Genomic DNA, 17889 nt, shown 5'->3' on the forward strand with positions numbered 1-17889 from the left:
GCTGTCGGGTTGCTCATGGGCCGGCGGCTGACGGCTCGGGGTGTGAGCCCGGTTCCTCGTTCGCTGCGCGGGGCCGGCGGCATCTGATATGCGGTTAGCTTGACGGGATGAAGATCCTGCATCTGTCCGACACACACCTCGACCGCGCCGGCGGCCCGGACGCCGACGGGGCCGACGGCACGGCGGCGCTTCGCCGGATGCTCGCCGACCTGGTCCACCTACGCGACCTCGATGCACTCATCGTCACGGGAGACGTGGCGGACGATGGATCGCGCGAGGGTTACGCGCGAGCCCGTGAGCTCGTGGGCGGCTACGCCCGACAGCGGGGCGCGTCGGTGTTCTATGCGACCGGGAACCACGATGAGCGGGCGGCGTTCGGCGAGGTGCTCGGCTGTGGCCATGCACATCCCGACGCGGTGTACGACGGGCCCGAGGGCGAGCGTGCCGCCGCGAGCACGGTCGATGGCTGGCGGGTGGTCACGTTGGACTCCCTCGTGCCGGGCAAGAGCTACGGGAGGATCGGCCGGGCCCAGATGGACTGGCTGCGCGAGGTCTTGGCCACCCCCGCGATGCGTGGCACGCTCCTGGCCTTCCACCACCCGCCGGTCGCGCTGGAGGTCGAGGTGCAGCGGGCACTCGGGCTGCAGAATGCCGACGAACTGGGTGCGGTGATCCGCGGAACCGACGTGCAGCTGATCCTCTGCGGTCACTTCCACCTTCAGATCCTGGGACGCCTGGAACAGGCGACGGTCTGGGTGACGCCCGACATCGTCAGCCGCATCGACCTGACCGCCCGGCCCGGCACCGAGCGCGCCGTGCACGGCCCTTCGGCCTCCCTGGTCCGGCTCGGCACGCCCCACGGACCGCTCATCCACACCCTCCATGCCCGTGATCCCCGCGTGGGCGAGATGGGCTACGAAGCCGATGAGGAGGAGATGCGTGAGGTGATCGAGAAACTCGGCCCGCCCAGGATGAGCCCGAGCTGAGAAGCGTCATGCAGTTGCGGCGTGCCGTCCGGCTGCGGGACCGGACGATGACCACCGGCCAGCTGGACTCGTGGCTGAACGGGTGCGGGTGGCGAGTGCGGGACATCGGCGACGAGGAAGAGCCGCGCCTGCTGCGGCTCCCTCGCCCGTACCGAGCCAGCCGGTGACCTGACGGCGAGCTCGGATGGTGCTGTGGAAGCCATCGCCGCTGCTGCCCTGGTCGCTGGTCAGGTTCCTGGCAGCGGGATTGTGATCGACCCTGACGACGTACCGAAAAAAAGCCGCTGCCTCAACTCCCAGTATCTCTACGCGCACTGGCTTGCAGGACCCTCCGCCCGTGTCACCGAAGACGGAGCCAAGCTGACGCAGGACTGGGTGGACGACCTGGACGCTGCCCTGGCCGAGACCGGGGCGCGGCTGGCGGAGTTCGCCATGCCCTGGAAGGTCATCGCGGAACTCGACCCGACCGGGACCGAACTCGAATCGCCCGAGTTGACCACCGTCAACCAGGTCATCCTGAACGCCTTCAACAGCCACCCCGATCAGGCGTTCCGAGTCCGTGATCTGCACGAACTCCTCGGGATGCCCACCGATGACCCGGCAATGAACATCACCCCGCAGTCGCCTTGGACGCCTCACTCGTCAAGGCTTCCTTCCTCAACCTGGATGCGGCCTCTACCAGAAACGGACTCAATGCCGCTCTTGGCCCGCTGGAATCGGCACGGTCGACGGCCGCCACTCTCGCCTGAGCAATCCGAACACCCACGAGTCGGATACCTCGCCGTTCACGACGCAGTCTTCCCGCAACGTCCCTTCACGCACGAATCCGATCTTCTCCAGGACCCGGGCAGATGCCGCGTTGCGAGTATCGGTCTCGGCCTGAACTCGATTCAGGTCCAGTGTGTCGAATGCCCACTTCAGCAAGGCGTGCGCAGCCTCCGTCGCGTAGCCGTGGCCCCACATCGCTTCGCCGAGGACGTAGCCCAACGACGCGCTGCGGTAGTCCGGATTCCATCCAGTCAGACCGCACCAGCCGACGAAGGCACCGTCAGAAGCACGGTCGATGGCCACCCGCGCCCCGGTGCCTTCGACCCCCATCTTCCGGCACATCGCGATGAACCGCTCGGCGCGGCCCCGTTCGGTCCACGGCGGCGAGTCCCAGTAGCGCAGCACGTAGGCGCTGCTGTGCAGCGCGAAGAGGGGGTCCGCGTCGGCGTCGGTGAAGGGGCGTAGTCGCAGGCGAGCGGTGTGCAGTACGGGGGTGGCCAGAGTCATGCGCACCATCTTGCCCTTATGCGGGTGATCAGAGCACCGAATATCCGACCGGTCCGGCCCCCGGCCCCCACGGCCAAGGCACCGCCTACCAGCAGATCGTGCACGCCTTCAACCAGCGCTCCGACCAGGCATTCAGGGTCCACGAACGGCACAACTACTCGGCCTGCCCGCCGACGCCCCGGACATGAGTGTCGCCCGCAGCCGCCTCGGGTGCCTCGCCCGCCAAGGCTTCCTCACCCAACCCGGACAAAGCCACTGGCCGAAACGGACTCAACGTCCTCTGAGATACACCTGTTGATCGACCGGAACGGACTCCCGATTTCCCTGGGATTCCTCCGGTGCCGACACGCACGACAGCCGAGCTGTGGAACCGCTGGTGCACGGTATCCCGCCCTTGCGGTTGCCGCGGATCCTGACGGCGGCGCCCGGCGAAACTGCATGCGGACAGGGATACGACTACGACCACCTCCGTTGCCGGCTCCGCGAGCGCGGCGTTCGCCATCGCATCCCCGCAACGGTGTTGAGTCTTCACCGCGACTCGTCGCCACCGGTGGTCGAGGGGACGGTGTCCTGGCTGGCTGCCGTCGGTTCCACCGCCGTCCGGTTCACCTGCAGCGTTCTCCCATGCCGGCACGGTGCGAACCTCGCTGGACCGCACGGCGCGGACCTCCGGGACCTGCGAGTTCAGCCTCCAATACCACAACAGTGCGCTCCAGAACCGGAACCGACGTGCACCGGAGAGATCGACGCGGGCCTGCTGGCCACCGGCAAGCTGGACGGCATGTTCTTCTGAAGGCCCTCACCTGGTGGCATTGCGATAAGCAGCCAGGCGCGCTCTCTCCAGTGGCGCAGCTATCTGCTTGTAGTCGGACCACTCGCCCCCGTGCTTGACACGGCCCCTGTGCATATCGGTGTACTCCTTCCTGAGAGCGTTGTGGTCGTCATTGCCGGGCAGATTCGAGTACTGAATCTTGTGCTCCGCATATGGGTAAGCACCGGAAGTTTCGCTGACGGTGCCATCGTTGAACGACGACATCACGGTCCAGTCGGTGCCCATATCTGAATCGTAGGTAACTGGCCCGAGGTTTTCGAGGAAACTGCTCCCCCGTGTCATCTGCTGGCACTGGACCTTGTCGCGGCAGAGCCAGACGTAATTCGAGTTCGCGCCATTGTGGGGGGTGCCGAGCGTCACGACATCCTCGACATAGAGGTGCGGCGGCCAGCCGGTCATATTCAGTGCAACGTGGCGGAGCATGGTGCGGACAATCAGGCCGCCCATGGAGTGGGCGATGATGTCGACCTTCTTGTTGTCCTTTGAGTACTTGTAGTAGATGTGCCACGCGAACCGCTTCGCAATTGTATTGAGCGAGGTGTTGCGATCGGTGATCTTCCCATCATGGTACGAGACGTTCCATGAGCAGTTCGTGTTGCCATGGTAGTACCCGTACGTGTACAGCTTTCCGTCCCAGTTCTTGTCCTTGAAGTAGCTCCGAGCGTTCCTCCAGTAGTTGGCGCAGTCGACCTCCGCTTCACCGAACGGATCATATCCGTGGATGAAGATGACGGTTCCCTCGGTGTCGCCGCGGCTCGGTTCGGCGTTCGCGGGGGCAGCGGCAAGCAGCGAAATCGCCATGGCCACCAGGGCGCTGATGAACAGCCTGGCAAGTCTTCGGGTTCGTCGCATGGACGGGTCCTTTCAAGGAGGCGAGGTGATCGGCGTTGCAAGCGAGGCAATGCGCGGCCGATGCCAGTCCCGAACTGCGGACACGCTAGCCAGACTCGGTCGCTGAGTGTGCCGGTCGTTTGCCCCACAGCCCCGGCAGCCGGCAACGTCCTCGCCCAGTGGGGCGACATCCTCGTCGCGTCCGCGCCCGAACTCGCCGGTCACGTCCAGGCCGTGGCGTTCGACCCGGACACCGGCCGCCTGGACGTCGTCCCCGCGGCTCCTGCGTACGGCACGAAGCTGCGCTGGAGCACGCCGAAGCGACCTCGACGAGGATGTTCTCTTGGATGACGACCCCTACGAGTACGTCGGGGGAGAACCGCCAGTGGACGAGGACATCTACAGAGGCCGATGAAGCGCCCGGCTCCACCCCGAACCGCATGGTTTCCGCAACCTTGCCTGCTCGCCAGTGCTGAAAGGGACATGGCCGCTGCCGGGCCAGAGAGGCGGGCGGAGGGATCGCTACGGCCGATGGGTGATGGGCCCTGCCGCCGGGGCCATACTGGAGCCGTGACCGTGTAGCGTGCCGCCGCTTCCCGCTGGGCCCATGTGGCCGAGTGTCTGCCCGCGCATCTCGACGAGCTGTCCGGCCCCGCGACCGGGACGGTGGAGCTGCCTCTGCATCTGGCGTGGTTGGGGCTGAGGCGATTCGATCTCAACGACGAGAAGCTGCTGCTGGGCCTGTATCGCATCGTGCCTGTGCTGGGTTGTTGGCGTGTGTGGTCATGCGGCGAGGGCGTGGTTGTGCATGCGGGTGACGGCCTGGACGGCGTGGTGGAGGCCGTCGCCGCGTTGCCGGCAGTCACGCAGGATCTTGTAGTTCTTCATCCGTCCGATCACGTGCTCCACGCGGGCGCGGACCTTTCGGTGCTGGGCGTTGTCCTCCTCTTCGCCCTTGAGCAGTGGGCGTCCGGGGCGTTTGCGGTGCGGGACGATCAGGCCGGTGTTGAGGTAGGCGCCGTCGCCGAGCACCGTCACCCCTTCGCAGTGCCCGGCCAGGCCGGAGCGACGCCAGGCGTGCGCGTCCGCGGTGGTGCCCGGCAGCGGACGGGCCGCGGCCACCACGGGCCGGGTGCCCGCGTCCACGATGACCTGCACGTTCGCCGAGAACCGGTAGTTGCAGCTGGAGGCGCCCACGCTCCGGTCGCGGACCGGGACCAGGGTGCCGTCCACGATCCACAGACGGTCTGCGGCATCGGCCGGGCGGGAGACGGGTTCGAGCGCGAGCAGCGGGCCCAGTCGCTGGATGACCCGGCACACCGTGGAGGAGGAGACGCCGAACAGTGGGCCCGACTGCCGCATGGTGAGGTTCGTGCGGTAGTACACCGCGACCACCAGCACTCGCTCGGCCAGCGGCAGCGACCACGGCCGACCCCGAAGGGTGCCGTCACCGCCGCGCTCCCGCACCGCCTTCAACAGACGCTGAAACTGCGTCACTCGCAGCCCGGTGAACGTCTCCACCCACAGCCGCTCAGCCCTTAACACCCCGGCCATACATGGGAGATGCCCAGCTCAGGGCCTTGTGCAACGCTTTAAAGGCTGTCCCGCAATTGATCTCTGGCTTGGCGACGGGCAGGTTTCGGCCGCAGGCGTCGAGTGCCACCTATCCGGCGAGGGTGAGGTTGTGTAGGCGGGTGATGCCGAGCATGGCGTGGTGGATGCGGTCGCCTTTGAGGCGACAGTCGCGCAGGATCTTCCATGTGTTCATGTGGGCGAAGGTGTGCTCGATGCGGGCGCGAACCTGTTTGTGGGACCGGTTGTGTTCCTCCTTCCAGGCCGGGAGTTCGGCTTGCCCGGCCGGTCGCCGGTGCGGGATCACCAGTCCGGTGCCCTGGTAGCCGCCATCGGTGAACGTAGTGGTGGTGCCTACGGCGGCCTTGGTCGGCCGACCACGACGACCAAGCGGGTGACGGCGTCGATCACGACCTGATGGGCAGTCGGGTAGCGGTAGTTTTTGGACTGTTCGGTGATCGAATGGTCGCGAGTGGGCACCAGGGTGCCGTCCGCGATGAGCATGGTGTCCTTGCGGAAGCGCCGGCGAGGCTGGAGCGTGAGCCGGGGGCCGAGGTGATCGATGAGGCGGTCGGCCGCGGACTTCGAGATGCCGAAGAGCGGGGCAAGCCGGCGCATCGTCAAGTTTGTGCGCCAGTACGTTGTCACGAGCAGTACGCGGTCTTCCAGCGGCAGGCTCCACGGCCGCCCCCGCCGCACCGTATCCGCGCCCTCCCGTCGCAACGCGGCCACCAACCTGCCGTAGCAGCGCGGGCTCAGCCCGGTGAATGGAGCTGTCCAGGGCGGCTCGGACGCCGATGACCGCAACTGCCACAGCCGTCATCATCGCAAGGCAAGATCGCTTCACCTTGGACAAGACAAGATGGGCGACCGCGCCTGCCCGCTCCGTACTGCAATACCGGCTCAAGCTGCGATGTCGGCTTCGGGTTGGAGTGCGGGGCCGAGCAGCAGGCCCCCGTCCAGGACGAATTCCGAGCCCGTAGCGAAAGATGCGTCCTGGGAGGTGATGAAGAGCAACAGGCGGGTGATGTCAGAAGGTTCGGCGAGGCGGGGGATGGCGAAGGGATCGGGCGAGTAGAAGTCGGCGATGGCCGGCTGGCCTGCGACGGTGGGTTCGTTGATCAGCGGTGTGGAGACGACGCCGGGGTGGACGGAGTTGACCCGGATGTTGTCCCGCCCCAGCTCCAGCGCGGCCGTCTTGGTCAGCCCGCGCACGGCCCACTTGCTGGCGGCGTAGGGGGCGTACAAGGCCGTGCCGACGTGGGCCATGGTCGAGGCGATGTTGACGATGGTTCCGCCACCGCCCCTGCGCATCGACGGAGCCACGGCCCTGATGCCGAGGAACTGGCCGGTGACGTTGACGCTGAAGGTGTGCTCCCAGGTGCGGAGTTCGGTGTGCTCGATAGGAGCCGCCGGGTTCTGGACGCCCGCGTTGTTCACCAGGATGGTGACCGGCCCGAAGTGGCCTTCGACTTCTTGCACCAGTGCCGCCCAGTCGTCCTCGCAGGCAACATCCAGGCGAACGGACAGAGCCCGATGACCGAGCCGAGCAGCGAGATCGCGGCCGGCGTCGTCGTCGCGGCCGGCGATGACGACGTTCGCCCCCTCGGCGTGGTAGCCCCGCACATGACTGCTGCCCATACCCCCGCTGCCGCCCGTGACGATGACGGTCTGGCCCTCAAAGCGTTTCATGATGCGTCCTTCCAGGCTTACATAGTGGTGAGCCGAGTGACTCACCTCCTCTCTCAAGGTAGGAGCAGACCAAAGGTGAGTCAAGTGACTCACCTCGTAGTGAGGGGCATACTGGAGGGCATGACGGCACAGCCTTCGGAATACCACCGGCGCGTGGCAGCGCAGAAGCGGACGTCCATCATCGAGGCAGCGACGAAGCTGTTCCTCGACTCCGGCTACGACGGCACCTCGCTGGCCCGCATCGCCGAGGCGGCCGGAGTGTCGAGGGCGACTCTGTTCAAGCAGTTCACCACCAAGGCGGCCCTGTTCGAGGCGATCGTCACCGAATACTGGAGGGTCGACGACGAGGAGGCGCCCCTCCCCGAGCCAGGAAACCTCCGCGCAGGGCTTGAGGCCATCGGACGCCGATACGTGGACCTTCTCACCCAGCCCGGCATGGCCGCCCTCTTCCGCATCGTCATCGCCGAGGTGCCGCGCTTCCCCGAGCTCGGCGAGACCCAGTTCAAGCTCGGCAAGATGCCCTACTTCGAATCGGTCCGCCGCTACCTGGCAGCGGAGAACGCCGCCGGTACAGCCCGGCTCGACGATGCGGAGATGGCGGCGACCCAATTCCTCGGAATGATCTCCCACTACGTCTTCTGGCCGCGGATGCTGCTCGCACGCTGGGAGCCCGACGACACCGCCATCACCAACGCGGTCGACCAAGCGGTGCTGACCATGCTCGCCCGATACGGCACGCCGGGGACCCACGGCGCCTGACACACCAGGCCCCACCGCTCTGCGTAACCACCTCATACCTCCCGCACAGGCAGACCCTCGACCCCGTCGAGTACGTCGATCGAAGCCAAGGGCCGATTGCGGGACAGGACCTTAGATGATCATTCCAAGGGGTGCCTGCGGAGCGTGGGGGTGGGCGGTCAGGCGTCGGGGTCGACTTCGGGGTGTGTGAACCGCACGGGCTTGCCCAGTGACCGGGCGTAGGCGATTTCGGCTCGGGTGCTGTCTCCGATGTAGTCGCCGACTACGAGCACCTCATCAGCGAGCCGGATCTTCGCCCGGTGCAGATCGTCGAGCCGAACCTTCAGCGCCTCGGCCTCGACAGGATCGGACCAAAGTTCGTGCGGCGACTTCATGTCACAGCCCGGTTTGACGACAATCTTGCCGGCTTTGGTCTCCCGTAGATCGGCCTCGTTCATCTCGGTCATGAAGCGGGTGGAGCCGCAGATCACGACGATACGCGGGAGGCTCAGCTGCTTCTTCGCGTCGGCGAGTTTCTCCTCGGGGGTGAGTGGTTGCGGGTATGGCACTGGTTCCTCCTGGTGGTGTGCCCCAGCGGTGATGGCTTTGTCCCCGCTCTCCCGCCTGGGCCGGAAGCTTCCCGAACGAGGCGAAGAGCAGCCCTGGTTCCCTCCAGGGCAGGATGGTGGAAATTCCGTGTCGGTGTTCTGCTGAGTCATGCCGCCTCCTTGATCGAAGTCGGATCAAGTGTGCTTCGAATATCGAAGCGCTGTCGTAGGCCGGACACTACCGTTTCGGAATCCGAGGCGGCAGGACTGGCGGAGGTTTCGCGCCTGTCCCCGGCGCTCGGCCGAGCCACGGCAACCTCGTGACTTGGTGGTCCCGCCCCGCCTCCGATGCGAGTCGGGGCGTCAGTCCACGGAGTCCCTCTCCGGCGTCCCGTCGCCCACGGTGCCCAGATGTGAGACGCGGCCGGCGGACTGGTCGTCGGTGTGGTCCGCCCCTTGCGGATCGATCGTGGCGGCCCAGCGTTCCGCCCAGCGGGCGAGGGGGTTCAGGGCGTGGCGCGCCTCCTGTCCCAGTGGGGTGAGCTCGTAGCGGCTGTCCGGTAGTTGGTGAATCACCTGGGCATCCAGCAGTTCGGTCAGGCGCTGCCGCATCACGCTGGAGGACATGTCGTCGCACCGCTTCTGCAAGGGGCGGAATCCGAGCGGGCCCGCGCGAAGTTCCCACAGGATGCGCAGACTCCACCGCCGTCCGAACAGATCGAGTGCGGCCATGAGGGGGCGGCCGGTGGTCGAGCCGCGAACAGGACTGCCAGGTCTGGGTGTTGCCATGTCGGGATGTCCAGCTCTCCAGGGTTGATGCTTCGAATTCCGACACGCTAGCATCGGTGACCGCTTCGGAAATCGAAACGGAGGAGGCTGTTGTGGCACCTGCCCTGACGGCCTGGGTGAGAGGCGTTCCTGAAAGCCCGGGTCGACGGAGGCGAGACCGGCCGGGGGACTGGTACCCGGAACCCGTTCGTGGCGGGGGACGGGTGACCGGTACGCGGGAGATCGAGTGCAGGATCCACCAGGTCCTGTGAACCGGCCCAGCGGAACTTCAGTGCTGTCTCGTCAGCGGTTGCCGCCACCAAGCCAACGTCCACTCAGAGCTGGAGACCAGATGACCACGACCGAGTTTCCCTCGGCGGCAGCTCGGGCCGCCGTCGCTGCCGCCCTGGCCGAGGACGCGTCAGGGAAGGACATCACCACCGAGTGGAGCGTTCCCGAGGACCTGGCGGCCACGGCCGAGATCCGCACCCGGCACGGCGGCATCGCCGCCGGCCTCCCCGTGGTCGCCGAGGTCTTCGCGCAGGTCGACCCCGAGGTCAAGGTCGAGTCGGCCGTCGCGGACGGCGCCCGACTGGCCGACGGCCAGGTCCTGGTGCACCTGTCCGGTTCGGCGCGCAGCCTGATCACCGGGGAGCGTACGGCGCTGAATTTCCTGCAGCGCATGTGCGGCATCGCGACGCTGACCGACCGCTACGTCCAAGCTGTGGCAGGGACCAGGGCGCGCATCCTGGACACGCGCAAGACGGCGCCGGGCCTGCGCGCCCTGGACAAGTACGCGGTCACCGCCGGCGGCGGCCACAACCACCGCCTGGATCTCGGGGCGATGGTCCTGCTCAAGGAGAACCACATCGCCGCGGCGGGCGGGGTGACTGCCGCGATCGAGGCGGTCAGGCGCGGGATGGCGCGCACCGGGCCGACCGTGGAGGGCGATGTCGAGGTGCAGACCGTCACCCAGGCCGTGGAGGCCCTCGACGCCGGAGCCCGCTGGATCATGCTCGACAACATGCCGGTGGCCGACATCGAGCAGGTCGTGAAGGTGCGGGCCGGGCGGGCCGACGCTTCCCGGATCCTGCTGGAGGCCTCGGGCACCATCCGCCTGGACACAGTTGTCGCCATCGCCGGGACGGGCGTCGACCTCATCTCGGTCGGGGCGTTGACGCACAGCGTGCCCGCACTGGACCTGACCATGCTGCTGACCACCGGCCCGGTGCCATGTCCGAGGTAGTGGTCGTCGACGCGTGTCAGCGAGACGGCGCGGGTGGCAGCCCGACCGCCGTTGTGGATGATGGGCCGTTCACCGACGAGGAGCGATGCCGCATTTCCACGGAGCGGGGAACATCGCATGCCGTCTTCCTCCGCGCGAGCGGAATCGAGCGTCGTCAGCCCGCGTACACACTGCGGTTCTTCACCGCCCAGGACGAACTGCCCGCCTGCGGACACGGCACCGTCGCCGCCCTCGCCGTGCTCGCCGAACGGGAAGGCGGCGACCACGACTACCGCGCCGTCCTGCGTACGCCCCACCGCAGCTTCGACGGTCGGGCAAGCCGAAACGGTGACGGCCTGACGGCGTCGTTCGACCCGGGCCCGGTCAGCCTGCGTAGCGCCGGTGGACCCGAACTGAGGGCAGTCGCAGGCGGCCTCGGACTGACGGAGGACGCGGTCGCCGGCGACGCCTGCGTGGCGTCGAACGGGCGGCCGAGGCTTCTCCTGCCCATCCGATCCCGCGCCGCACTGGCCGAACTCACGCCGGACTCAACCCTGTTACGCGCAGCCTGTGACCGCTACGGTCTGCTGGGCTGCTACGCCTACTCGCCCCCGGACCGATACGGCCGAGCAGCAGCCCGGATGTTCGCCCCGTCGATCGGCGTCCCCGAGGACATCGCCAACGCCAACAGCACGGCCTGCCTGGCAGCGCATGCTGCCGGGTTCGGCGCACACGGCCTCGCTGTCGACATGGGTGACCACCTCGGCAGCCCGTCCACCATCACAGCGACCGTCCACCGCGACCGCACGGGACACCGGATCCGAGTCGGCGGCCAGGCAGCGATCGTGCGCAGGGTCATGCGATGAGGCCCGCGCGCTCAAGGCGAGGGTGCCGGTGCGCAGCAGGTCCAACTGCTGCGGTGAGAGCCCGGCCAGTTCTGGCGGCATCTGTGGCAGGGGTCCAGGGTTGATGGCCGATCACGCCGTACTGGTGCGACTCCTCCCTGCTTGTCGGCTCCTCTTCGTTCCAGTTCAGGCCGCCGCCCTTCCGGCGAGGCCGGTCATCGACTCGACCGGATTCGGCCGCAGCCTCAGCCGGTTGATCGAAGCCGTCCGACTTCGACGCCGTCTCCGTCGGCTCGCTGACCCACAGCGCGCCGGCCATGCATCTGAGCAAGCTTCTGAGCATCAATTCCGAACACAGGAGGCAACTGTGGCCAAGGGCTACTGGGTCAGCGTCTACCCCACCATGACAGACCCTGAGAGGCTTGCTGTCTACAACGAACTGGCCGGTCTGGCCGTCAAGGCCGCAGGCGGGCGGGTGCTCGCCGGCATCGGCAGCCGGGTCGTCGCACACGAAGCCGGAATCGCCGAGCGCGTTGTCCTGATCGAGTTCGGCAGCTTCGAAAAGGCGGTCGCCGCATACGAGAGTGCGGCCTACCAGAAGGCGCTGGCCGAACTCCCCGACGGCTTCGAGCGCGACTTCCGCATCATCGAAGGCCTCGACTGACGATCGAGGCTGCGTCGGCGACGAACACCAAGCCGACTGCCGGGATCACCCCGGCTCGTCCGCGCGCCGCACCGTCGCGCAAAGCGTCAGGCCGGTGGCATATCAGCGGTGATGTACCAGTCCGGCGACGGTTCCCGGCGGCGCGGCGGCTCGAACGTCGGCCTCGATGCCGGCGGGGTGGGTTCGACGAGGTTCCAGCGGCCGATGTGGGTCATCAGGGCGGCGTATGGGTTCGGGGTCGCGATGTTGGAGAAGTGGAACGTGCTCCGGGGCGGCACAGGCGGGACAGGGTGGTGCGGATCAGGGCTCGGGCGAAGCGTTCGAGGTAGTCGAAGAGGCCTCCGGCCCGGGCATGGGGCTCGAGTGTGGTCGGTTTGTAGTGTGCGTGTCTCGAGGGGGCTGGCGATCGGGATCTGCTGCGTCACGGGTGGTCCGCGGTGTGAGGCGGTCGTGGTCTGGAGTGTGCGGGAGTCGGTTTCGGCCTCGGCGGGCGGTTTCGGCCTCGGCGCGGGCCCGCAGTTGTTGAGGGGGCTCTTTGTGTGGGGCGTTGTCGGCCGGTGTGCGGGTGGCTGTCGAAGTCGCGTACATCGAGTATGTGCACGAGGGTGCGGCTGCCGGTCTCGTGTCGAGGTGATGTCTTGACTTGGGCTTTGGTCTGCATGGTGTGGTGCGGTGGTGTCCGTGCGGGTACCGTTCCGGCGGCGTCTGAGCGTGGTGTTCCGTGTGTGTCCTGGCAGTCATGCGGGGGCTGACCGGTGGGCCAGTTCGTAGGCGGAGTCGACGGTTTCGATGAGGTGGTCGTTGGCCGTATGGCGGCATAGTTCGGCCATGAGGCCGGCGTCGGACTCGCAGGCGTGATCGGCGAGCCTGAGGGCGGTAGGAACGAGGTGGATTGGATGTGGCCGGCGAGTTCGGGAATCGTCCGGTGGTGCTCGACCGGGAACTCGTGGCGTCCGGCGGTGTCGAAGCCGGCTCGGGGCAGTACTTCGTGGTCGGGGTCCTGCTGGCGTGCTTGGTCCCAGCCGGGCGGGACGCGATCGGAGGTGCCGAGGGTGTCTTGCCATGAGCGCAGCAGCCTGTCGAGTGTCTGCTGCCAGTGCCGGGGCCGGCCCATGGCGAGGCCGACCAGCACAGCGCGAGGCAGCCGCCGGGCTTGAGCCAGGTGTAGGTGCGCTGGGCCACCAGGGGGGGGCGGTTCATCCGGTGGTAGGCATTGCCGATGACGATCAGTTCGAAGCTGCCCGGCTCGGCGTCCAGATCTTCGGCACGGGCGGTGACCGTCCGGAGGTGGTCTGCACCGACGGCGTCTGCCTTGGCGCGGACCATCTCGGTCATGCCCGGTTCGGCGTCTGCGGCCCACACGTCTGTGAACCGCTCGCGCAGGGGGAAGGCGAGTTGGCCGGTGCCGCATGCCAGGTCCAGCAGGCGTCCGCGCCCTGAGGGGGCGGCTCGGCGTGCGAGGTCGGCGATCAGCGGGTTGGGGTAGGGGAGTCGGAACTGCTCGTAGTACCGGGCCGGTCCCTTGGTAGAGGTCGGGGCCGAATTTCACCTGACTGTCCACGCGGCCACCAGGTCATGGGCAGCGGGGCTGAGGAACGTGGCCGGACAGGAGCACTTGGCTGCGTAGGCCGATCGTGGTGCTTCGGTTGTCCTCCGTCACGCCGGCAGGTTGCGTTTTGCGCAGGAACTCGAATTTTGTGTGTCTGGGTGTCTGGCGCCTGCGCTTCTTGATGCGGTTGACGTGGTCTTGGGCGGCGTCGGAGTTCCGGGGCGTGGAGGCCGGTGATGGCGGCGTCGTGGTCGCGTTCGGGGCGCTGGGCGGTGTGCCGGTGGGCGGTGTGCTGGGGGGCTGGGTGGTTCGGTGGTGGAGGTGGCGGCTTCGATCCGGGTCGGTAACTGGTCGCCGCGGTGGAGGTGAGTGAGCATGGGCCGATGGAACGCATGTGCTTGCAGAGTGCCGTTGGTTCGGGGCAGTTGGCCAGGGAGGGTCTTGAGCTGGAGCCGGTCGGCTTCGGGGAGGGTGTCCGGGGTGGGGGAGGGGCCGGCGTGTGATGGCGCGGGCCGATGGCCCGGGCAGGCTGTCTGCTTGGCGGTCGTCCGGGTCTCGACCTGGACGATGGTGTGGGGTCACTTTGACGGGCTTGACAGACACGCCCTCCACCGAGGGGAACAGCGATTCATCCGGATGCGGCTGTGCTTCGTTCACGGCGGGGCACTGTTGACTACACCGCATGTGTGGGCCGGGTGATTTCGGGTGGTTTCAGCCGCTCTCCCGCAGCAGCGTGGACCGGCCGGGGCTGGGCGGGCCGGATGTCGGATCTGCCGCATGCGATGGGCGGTTATGGCCGATGACGCGCTCGACTGTTGGCAGCCCGGGCCGTTCACGAGCCTGGACGCGGCGCAGCTCCCGGCTCGTCGAGAGCCTGCCGGAGGATCCCGGGGAAGATCCGGCTGGCCGGCGTCCTGGTCGCCGTCGATCTGTCTCCGCTGCGGCAGGTTCGCCCCCTGAGGCACCAGTGATCGGAATCTGTCGGTATTTCGCCGTCCTTGCCTGTGTGTTCCTGCGGGCGGGGGGCCTAGCCGTCGCGGGCCCGGGTGCGGCTTGGGGAGTTGCTTCCTGGAGGGCGGCGGCGTCGGTCACTGGATCACCGAGTACGGGGACGCCGACCGGCGGGCCTGGGTGGGCGTCGACACTGAGTATGTCGGAAAGACGTATGTCGAGCGTCCCGAGGATTTTGCTGTGGGCGAGTTCCTGGCCGGCGGCGAGGGGTGGGTTGAGTATCGCCTAGGGGTGGTCGGCGGTCCCAGGTTCGGGGTGGCCGGGGTCGATTTCGCCTGGGGACCGGCCGAGGGCAGTGGCAACGCTGTTTGCGGCCTCGCGGTGCTGTGCAAGCAGGAAATGCTGAACTGGGATGAACGGGGCCGCATGAGTGATTGTGTCGGTGAGAAGCAGCAGCACCTGAAGGTCAGTTCTGGGAACGCTGGACGGCACTTGCGTGCAGGATGTCGGCGAGTTTCTGCAACACTCGAAGTCGGAGTCTGCAGGGGGACGGGGGGCCTGTTAGTGAGCTGTTCGGATTGTTGTCGGTTGGTGGGTGAGGGTAAGGCCGGTGCCGGTCAGGCAGCCGTCGATGAGGTCGGGGCGGAGCTGGATATGACGCAGGCCCCGGCGCAGGGTGCGTTCGATGTATTCGTCGTCGGTGAAGGCGGTGTTGGCCAGCGGGCCGCGCCGTAACCGCGACCAGACGTCCTCCGCCGGATTCAAATCCGATGCGTAGGAGGGCAGTTGCACGATGGTCAGCCAGTCGTGTCCGGCTGCGTACTCCCGCATCCCGGCGGCCCGGTGGGTGTTGAGATTGTCCCGGATCAGGACGATGGGGGCCTTGAGCTGGATGTGAGCGCGCACGATCAGGTCGCGGTAGTCACGCCAGGAGAAGGTGTCACGTCCCTTGCCCTTGTGCTTGCGATGGCGGCGCGGCCGGTAGATCAGCCGGGACGCCTCACCCTCCAGGTGCGGGCCCGCGGCGGCGTCGTCGAAAACCCCGCCTCGTCCTCGAAGACGGTGAACGCCCCCAGTGCCGCCGCAGTCATTCCACCTGCGGCCACACGTCCTTCTTCCACAGCTCCACCGCGTGCTCGTCACGCTCCAGTGCCCGCCGGGCGGGAGACTGGCATGACCAGCCGTGCCGGTGCATCAGGCGCCACACCCCGGCCGACGAGCAGTCGACCCCCAAACCTCCAGGAGATCACCACTCTGATCCTGGCCTGGGTCCACCGCTGGTCTTCCCAGCCGTGTTCGGCGGGTCCCCGGGCCAGCTCCTTCATGCTCGGTGAACTGGCCGTCGGAGAGCTTCGGTTGTTTCGGCGGGCCTGTGGAGGCAAGGCCGGCCATGCCGCCCTCTCGCCGGGCACGCCGCGAGCGCTCCACCGGCCGTTCACTCACCCGTAGATCCTCGCGATCGCCGTGTTCTTCTCACCGCACGCAGACCGTTCGCCGGCCTCGTACCGGATCCGCTCGCGAAGCCGCCGCCGCTCCGGGGTCAGCCCACCACCCTGCGCGTACCGCATACCTCCGGCCTACCGCAGGGATCACCACGCGTCAGCCCCCCGACAACAATCCGAAGAGATCAGTAACCAGCCGGTGACATCCACGCAGACGGACAACTGACGACCCACAAACACCGTCAGAGCCATCCTTGCGGAAACCATTGGTGCCCGGCTTGCTCCGCTGATGGACTGACGTCCTACCGTGAGTCTGCCGTGTGACGGAGGTAGTGGTTGTGACGGGTTATGACGTGCTTGCCGAGGTGTACGAATGGCTCATCTCGGATGCAAAGTTGCCTCCGGCCGAGTTCGCTGCGTCGTTCGACGACGTCCTCGATCTCCTGCCGTCGAACGCTCACGTCCTCGACTGTTCGTGCGGAACCGGACAGTTGGCGGTTGGCCTCGCCGGTCGTGGCATGCAGGTTGTCGCAACTGACGCCAGCGAGGCGATGGTTCGTCGGACTGCAGAGTTGTCTGGGGAGTTCGGGGTATCCGTCCGGGCCGTACGGGCGAGCTGGGAGGAGTTGCCCGACCATTTCCAGGACAACATGTTCGACATGGTGTTCTGCGTTGGCAACTCGCTTCACCATGCCGCGGGGGCGACGGGCAGGGGTGCTGCTCTGGAGTCGATGTCACGGCTTTTGCGCCCCGGCGGGCGCTTGGTACTCACATCCCGCACTTGGGAACTCGTGAGGGCCAGAGGTTCCCGGCTGGAGATCAGTGACCGACTCGTCCGCCGGAACGGTCGTGATGCCGTCGTGGTCTACCGCTGGGAGATTGCGCCGCATTGGGAGGGGGAGCACCACATCGAGATTGCGATCGCGCAAGTTGATGCGGCCGGGTTGGTTCTTGTCCGCTCGGAACTGCTGTCCTGCTGGCCCTACCGGTACGAGGAACTCGAAGTCGAGCTGCACCGGGTCGGACTCCGGACGGAACTGAGCACGTTCGATCTTGAGGCCGAGAACTACATGGTGGTCGCGAGCAAGGTATGAACACCGGACTCTCAGTCCCTGGCCGGACCGCGCGGTTGCTCGCGGGACGCTTGCGCCTTCTCATCGGTGCGGGTTCAGGTGGTCAATGCAACGCCTCGGACGAGGAGTGCTCGTCGATCAGACGGCGGTAGGTCCTCCGGTGACGGTGTGGCGCTGTTTTCTGGTCGCGTCGAGATCAATGAGCAGGATCTCGCCGATCAGCGGCGTGAACGCAGTCGCTGCCGGACAGGTCACGCTCGCCGATTGTCTGGTGGTCGGTCTGCCACTGCCGGGTGAGGCGGGTGAGCGTCGCCGGCGACAGTCCGGCCGTCGAGCCGGGGAACTGCTCCGGCGCAGGTACGGAGTCGCCGCAGGGCAGGCCGTGCAGTCAGAGCAGCGGCAACACCATGCTGGTCTTCGGGGCTTGCGGCACCGCGGCGGCTGGGGGCACCTCCCGGCCGCAGGCTGGGGGAGATCGCCGGGGGAAACCTCTTGTGCTCGCCCGTGGCCTCGTCGACGTGCTGGTCGTTGGCCCGCGGTGCTTTCACCTCGACCGCCCCGGCCGCCGTGGTGACCTTCCGCGCCTGGTGGCCATTGCGGACCACCGGGCGCCGGCGGGTGTTGTCTCGCTGTTCTGCGAACTCGGCTGTGCAGGCGTTGATCTCGGCCTCCGGTGCGGCGGCCGGCATCCTCCGGGCGCCCTGCCGGACGATCTCGTCGATCGGCGACGACCCGCCGCTGGGGGTGCCGTCGGCGGTGACTACGGTGAGCACGCACGTGCCTTCCGGTCGACGCGGCAACGTCGGCCCTGCTCGGTGACCCATCGATCAATCCTCCGGGGAGGCATGTCCTGCCGGGTCTGATCCACAGGTCTTGAGCATTGCTCCGCGGGGTGGGG

At 67.3% G+C, this 17889-nt stretch carries 16 protein-coding genes and 3 pseudogenes; 8 read left to right on the forward strand and 11 right to left on the reverse strand.

What is annotated here, in order from left to right; translation table 11 throughout:
• Positions 1-107: 107 nt before the first annotated feature.
• The gene (locus ACP4J3_RS46815; RefSeq protein WP_426543671.1) at positions 108-986 is read left to right on the forward strand and encodes a metallophosphoesterase family protein; all 879 of its coding nucleotides are present in this window, start codon (positions 108-110) and stop codon (positions 984-986) included.
• An 8-nt stretch (positions 987-994) separates the two neighbouring features.
• Complete coding sequence (locus ACP4J3_RS46820; RefSeq protein WP_426543673.1) at positions 995-1153, forward strand: hypothetical protein; 159 nt, start codon at positions 995-997, stop codon at positions 1151-1153.
• Positions 1154-1676: 523 nt separating this feature from the next.
• Here ACP4J3_RS46820 and ACP4J3_RS46825 read toward each other — a convergent pair.
• Positions 1677-2261, reverse strand: a complete 585-nt coding sequence (locus ACP4J3_RS46825) for a GNAT family N-acetyltransferase (RefSeq protein ID WP_426543675.1) — start codon at positions 2259-2261, stop codon at positions 1677-1679.
• A gap of 799 nt (positions 2262-3060) precedes the next feature.
• Positions 3061-3945, reverse strand: a complete 885-nt coding sequence (locus tag ACP4J3_RS46830; protein WP_426543678.1) for an esterase/lipase family protein — start codon at positions 3943-3945, stop codon at positions 3061-3063.
• 108 nt (positions 3946-4053) lie between these two features.
• Here ACP4J3_RS46830 and ACP4J3_RS46835 point away from each other — a divergent pair, with 108 nt between their 5' ends.
• Complete coding sequence (locus ACP4J3_RS46835; RefSeq protein ID WP_426543680.1) at positions 4054-4275, forward strand: hypothetical protein; 222 nt, start codon at positions 4054-4056, stop codon at positions 4273-4275.
• Between the two features lie 432 nt (positions 4276-4707).
• Here the strand turns inward: ACP4J3_RS46835 and ACP4J3_RS46840 are convergent, their stop codons facing one another.
• The 3 genes and pseudogenes from ACP4J3_RS46840 to ACP4J3_RS46850 all read right to left on the reverse strand — a co-directional run bounded on the left by ACP4J3_RS46840 (position 4708) and on the right by ACP4J3_RS46850 (position 7188).
• Entirely contained in the window at positions 4708-5478 is a 771-nt protein-coding gene (locus ACP4J3_RS46840) for a transposase family protein (RefSeq protein WP_426543682.1), read from the reverse strand.
• Positions 5479-5587: 109 nt separating this feature from the next.
• Positions 5588-6303: pseudogene (locus ACP4J3_RS46845) on the reverse strand (transposase family protein).
• 96 nt (positions 6304-6399) lie between these two features.
• Positions 6400-7188 carry an SDR family NAD(P)-dependent oxidoreductase gene (locus tag ACP4J3_RS46850; RefSeq protein ID WP_426543684.1) on the reverse strand — a complete coding sequence of 263 codons (789 nt, stop codon included), beginning with the start codon at positions 7186-7188 and terminating at the stop codon, positions 6400-6402.
• Between the two features lie 120 nt (positions 7189-7308).
• On the opposite strand from ACP4J3_RS46850, the gene ACP4J3_RS46855 reads away from it, so the two are divergent.
• Positions 7309-7947 carry a TetR/AcrR family transcriptional regulator gene (locus ACP4J3_RS46855; protein ID WP_426543686.1) on the forward strand — a complete coding sequence of 213 codons (639 nt, stop codon included), beginning with the start codon at positions 7309-7311 and terminating at the stop codon, positions 7945-7947.
• A gap of 158 nt (positions 7948-8105) precedes the next feature.
• Here ACP4J3_RS46855 and ACP4J3_RS46860 read toward each other — a convergent pair whose 3' ends face one another.
• Together ACP4J3_RS46860 and ACP4J3_RS46865 are read right to left on the reverse strand one after the other, a co-directional pair.
• A complete protein-coding gene (locus ACP4J3_RS46860; RefSeq protein ID WP_426543700.1) occupies positions 8106-8495 on the reverse strand; it encodes a hypothetical protein in 390 nt (129 codons plus the stop codon).
• Positions 8496-8837: 342 nt separating this feature from the next.
• Positions 8838-9206 (reverse strand): winged helix-turn-helix transcriptional regulator, encoded by a 369-nt coding sequence (locus tag ACP4J3_RS46865; protein WP_426543688.1) that lies wholly within the window; start codon positions 9204-9206, stop codon positions 8838-8840.
• Between the two features lie 388 nt (positions 9207-9594).
• Between ACP4J3_RS46865 and nadC the strand changes: the two genes are divergently transcribed.
• The 3 genes from nadC (at position 9595) to ACP4J3_RS46880 (ending at position 11976) form a co-directional block, all read left to right on the forward strand.
• Positions 9595-10488, forward strand: coding sequence for a carboxylating nicotinate-nucleotide diphosphorylase (gene nadC / locus ACP4J3_RS46870; RefSeq protein ID WP_426543690.1), 894 nt, complete (start codon positions 9595-9597; stop codon positions 10486-10488).
• Positions 10476-11333: a PhzF family phenazine biosynthesis protein gene (locus ACP4J3_RS46875; protein ID WP_426543692.1), complete on the forward strand. Its 858-nt coding sequence runs from the start codon at positions 10476-10478 to the stop codon at positions 11331-11333. Before nadC ends, ACP4J3_RS46875 begins: the two co-directional genes overlap by 13 nt.
• 346 nt (positions 11334-11679) lie before the next feature.
• Positions 11680-11976 (forward strand): DUF1330 domain-containing protein, encoded by a 297-nt coding sequence (locus tag ACP4J3_RS46880; RefSeq protein ID WP_426543694.1) that lies wholly within the window; start codon positions 11680-11682, stop codon positions 11974-11976.
• 86 nt (positions 11977-12062) lie between these two features.
• On the opposite strand, the gene ACP4J3_RS46885 is transcribed toward ACP4J3_RS46880, so the two are convergent.
• From ACP4J3_RS46885 to ACP4J3_RS46895, 3 genes and pseudogenes are all read right to left on the reverse strand, one after another.
• Positions 12063-12254: a hypothetical protein gene (locus tag ACP4J3_RS46885; RefSeq protein WP_426543696.1), complete on the reverse strand. Its 192-nt coding sequence runs from the start codon at positions 12252-12254 to the stop codon at positions 12063-12065.
• Between the two features lie 22 nt (positions 12255-12276).
• A complete protein-coding gene (locus ACP4J3_RS46890) occupies positions 12277-13449 on the reverse strand; it encodes a methyltransferase domain-containing protein (RefSeq protein WP_426543702.1) in 1173 nt (390 codons plus the stop codon).
• 1588 nt (positions 13450-15037) lie between these two features.
• Positions 15038-16044: pseudogene (locus tag ACP4J3_RS46895) on the reverse strand (IS630 family transposase).
• A gap of 212 nt (positions 16045-16256) precedes the next feature.
• Between ACP4J3_RS46895 and ACP4J3_RS46900 the strand changes: the two are divergent.
• Positions 16257-17012: a class I SAM-dependent methyltransferase gene (locus tag ACP4J3_RS46900; protein WP_426543704.1), complete on the forward strand. Its 756-nt coding sequence runs from the start codon at positions 16257-16259 to the stop codon at positions 17010-17012.
• Positions 17013-17217: 205 nt separating this feature from the next.
• Here the strand turns inward: ACP4J3_RS46900 and ACP4J3_RS46905 are convergent.
• A pseudogene (locus ACP4J3_RS46905) lies at positions 17218-17764 on the reverse strand (transposase); the annotation flags it as partial.
• Positions 17765-17889 lie beyond the last annotated feature (125 nt).

Source organism: Streptomyces sp. UG1, assembly GCF_049974585.1.
Classification (GTDB): domain Bacteria; phylum Actinomycetota; class Actinomycetes; order Streptomycetales; family Streptomycetaceae; genus Streptomyces.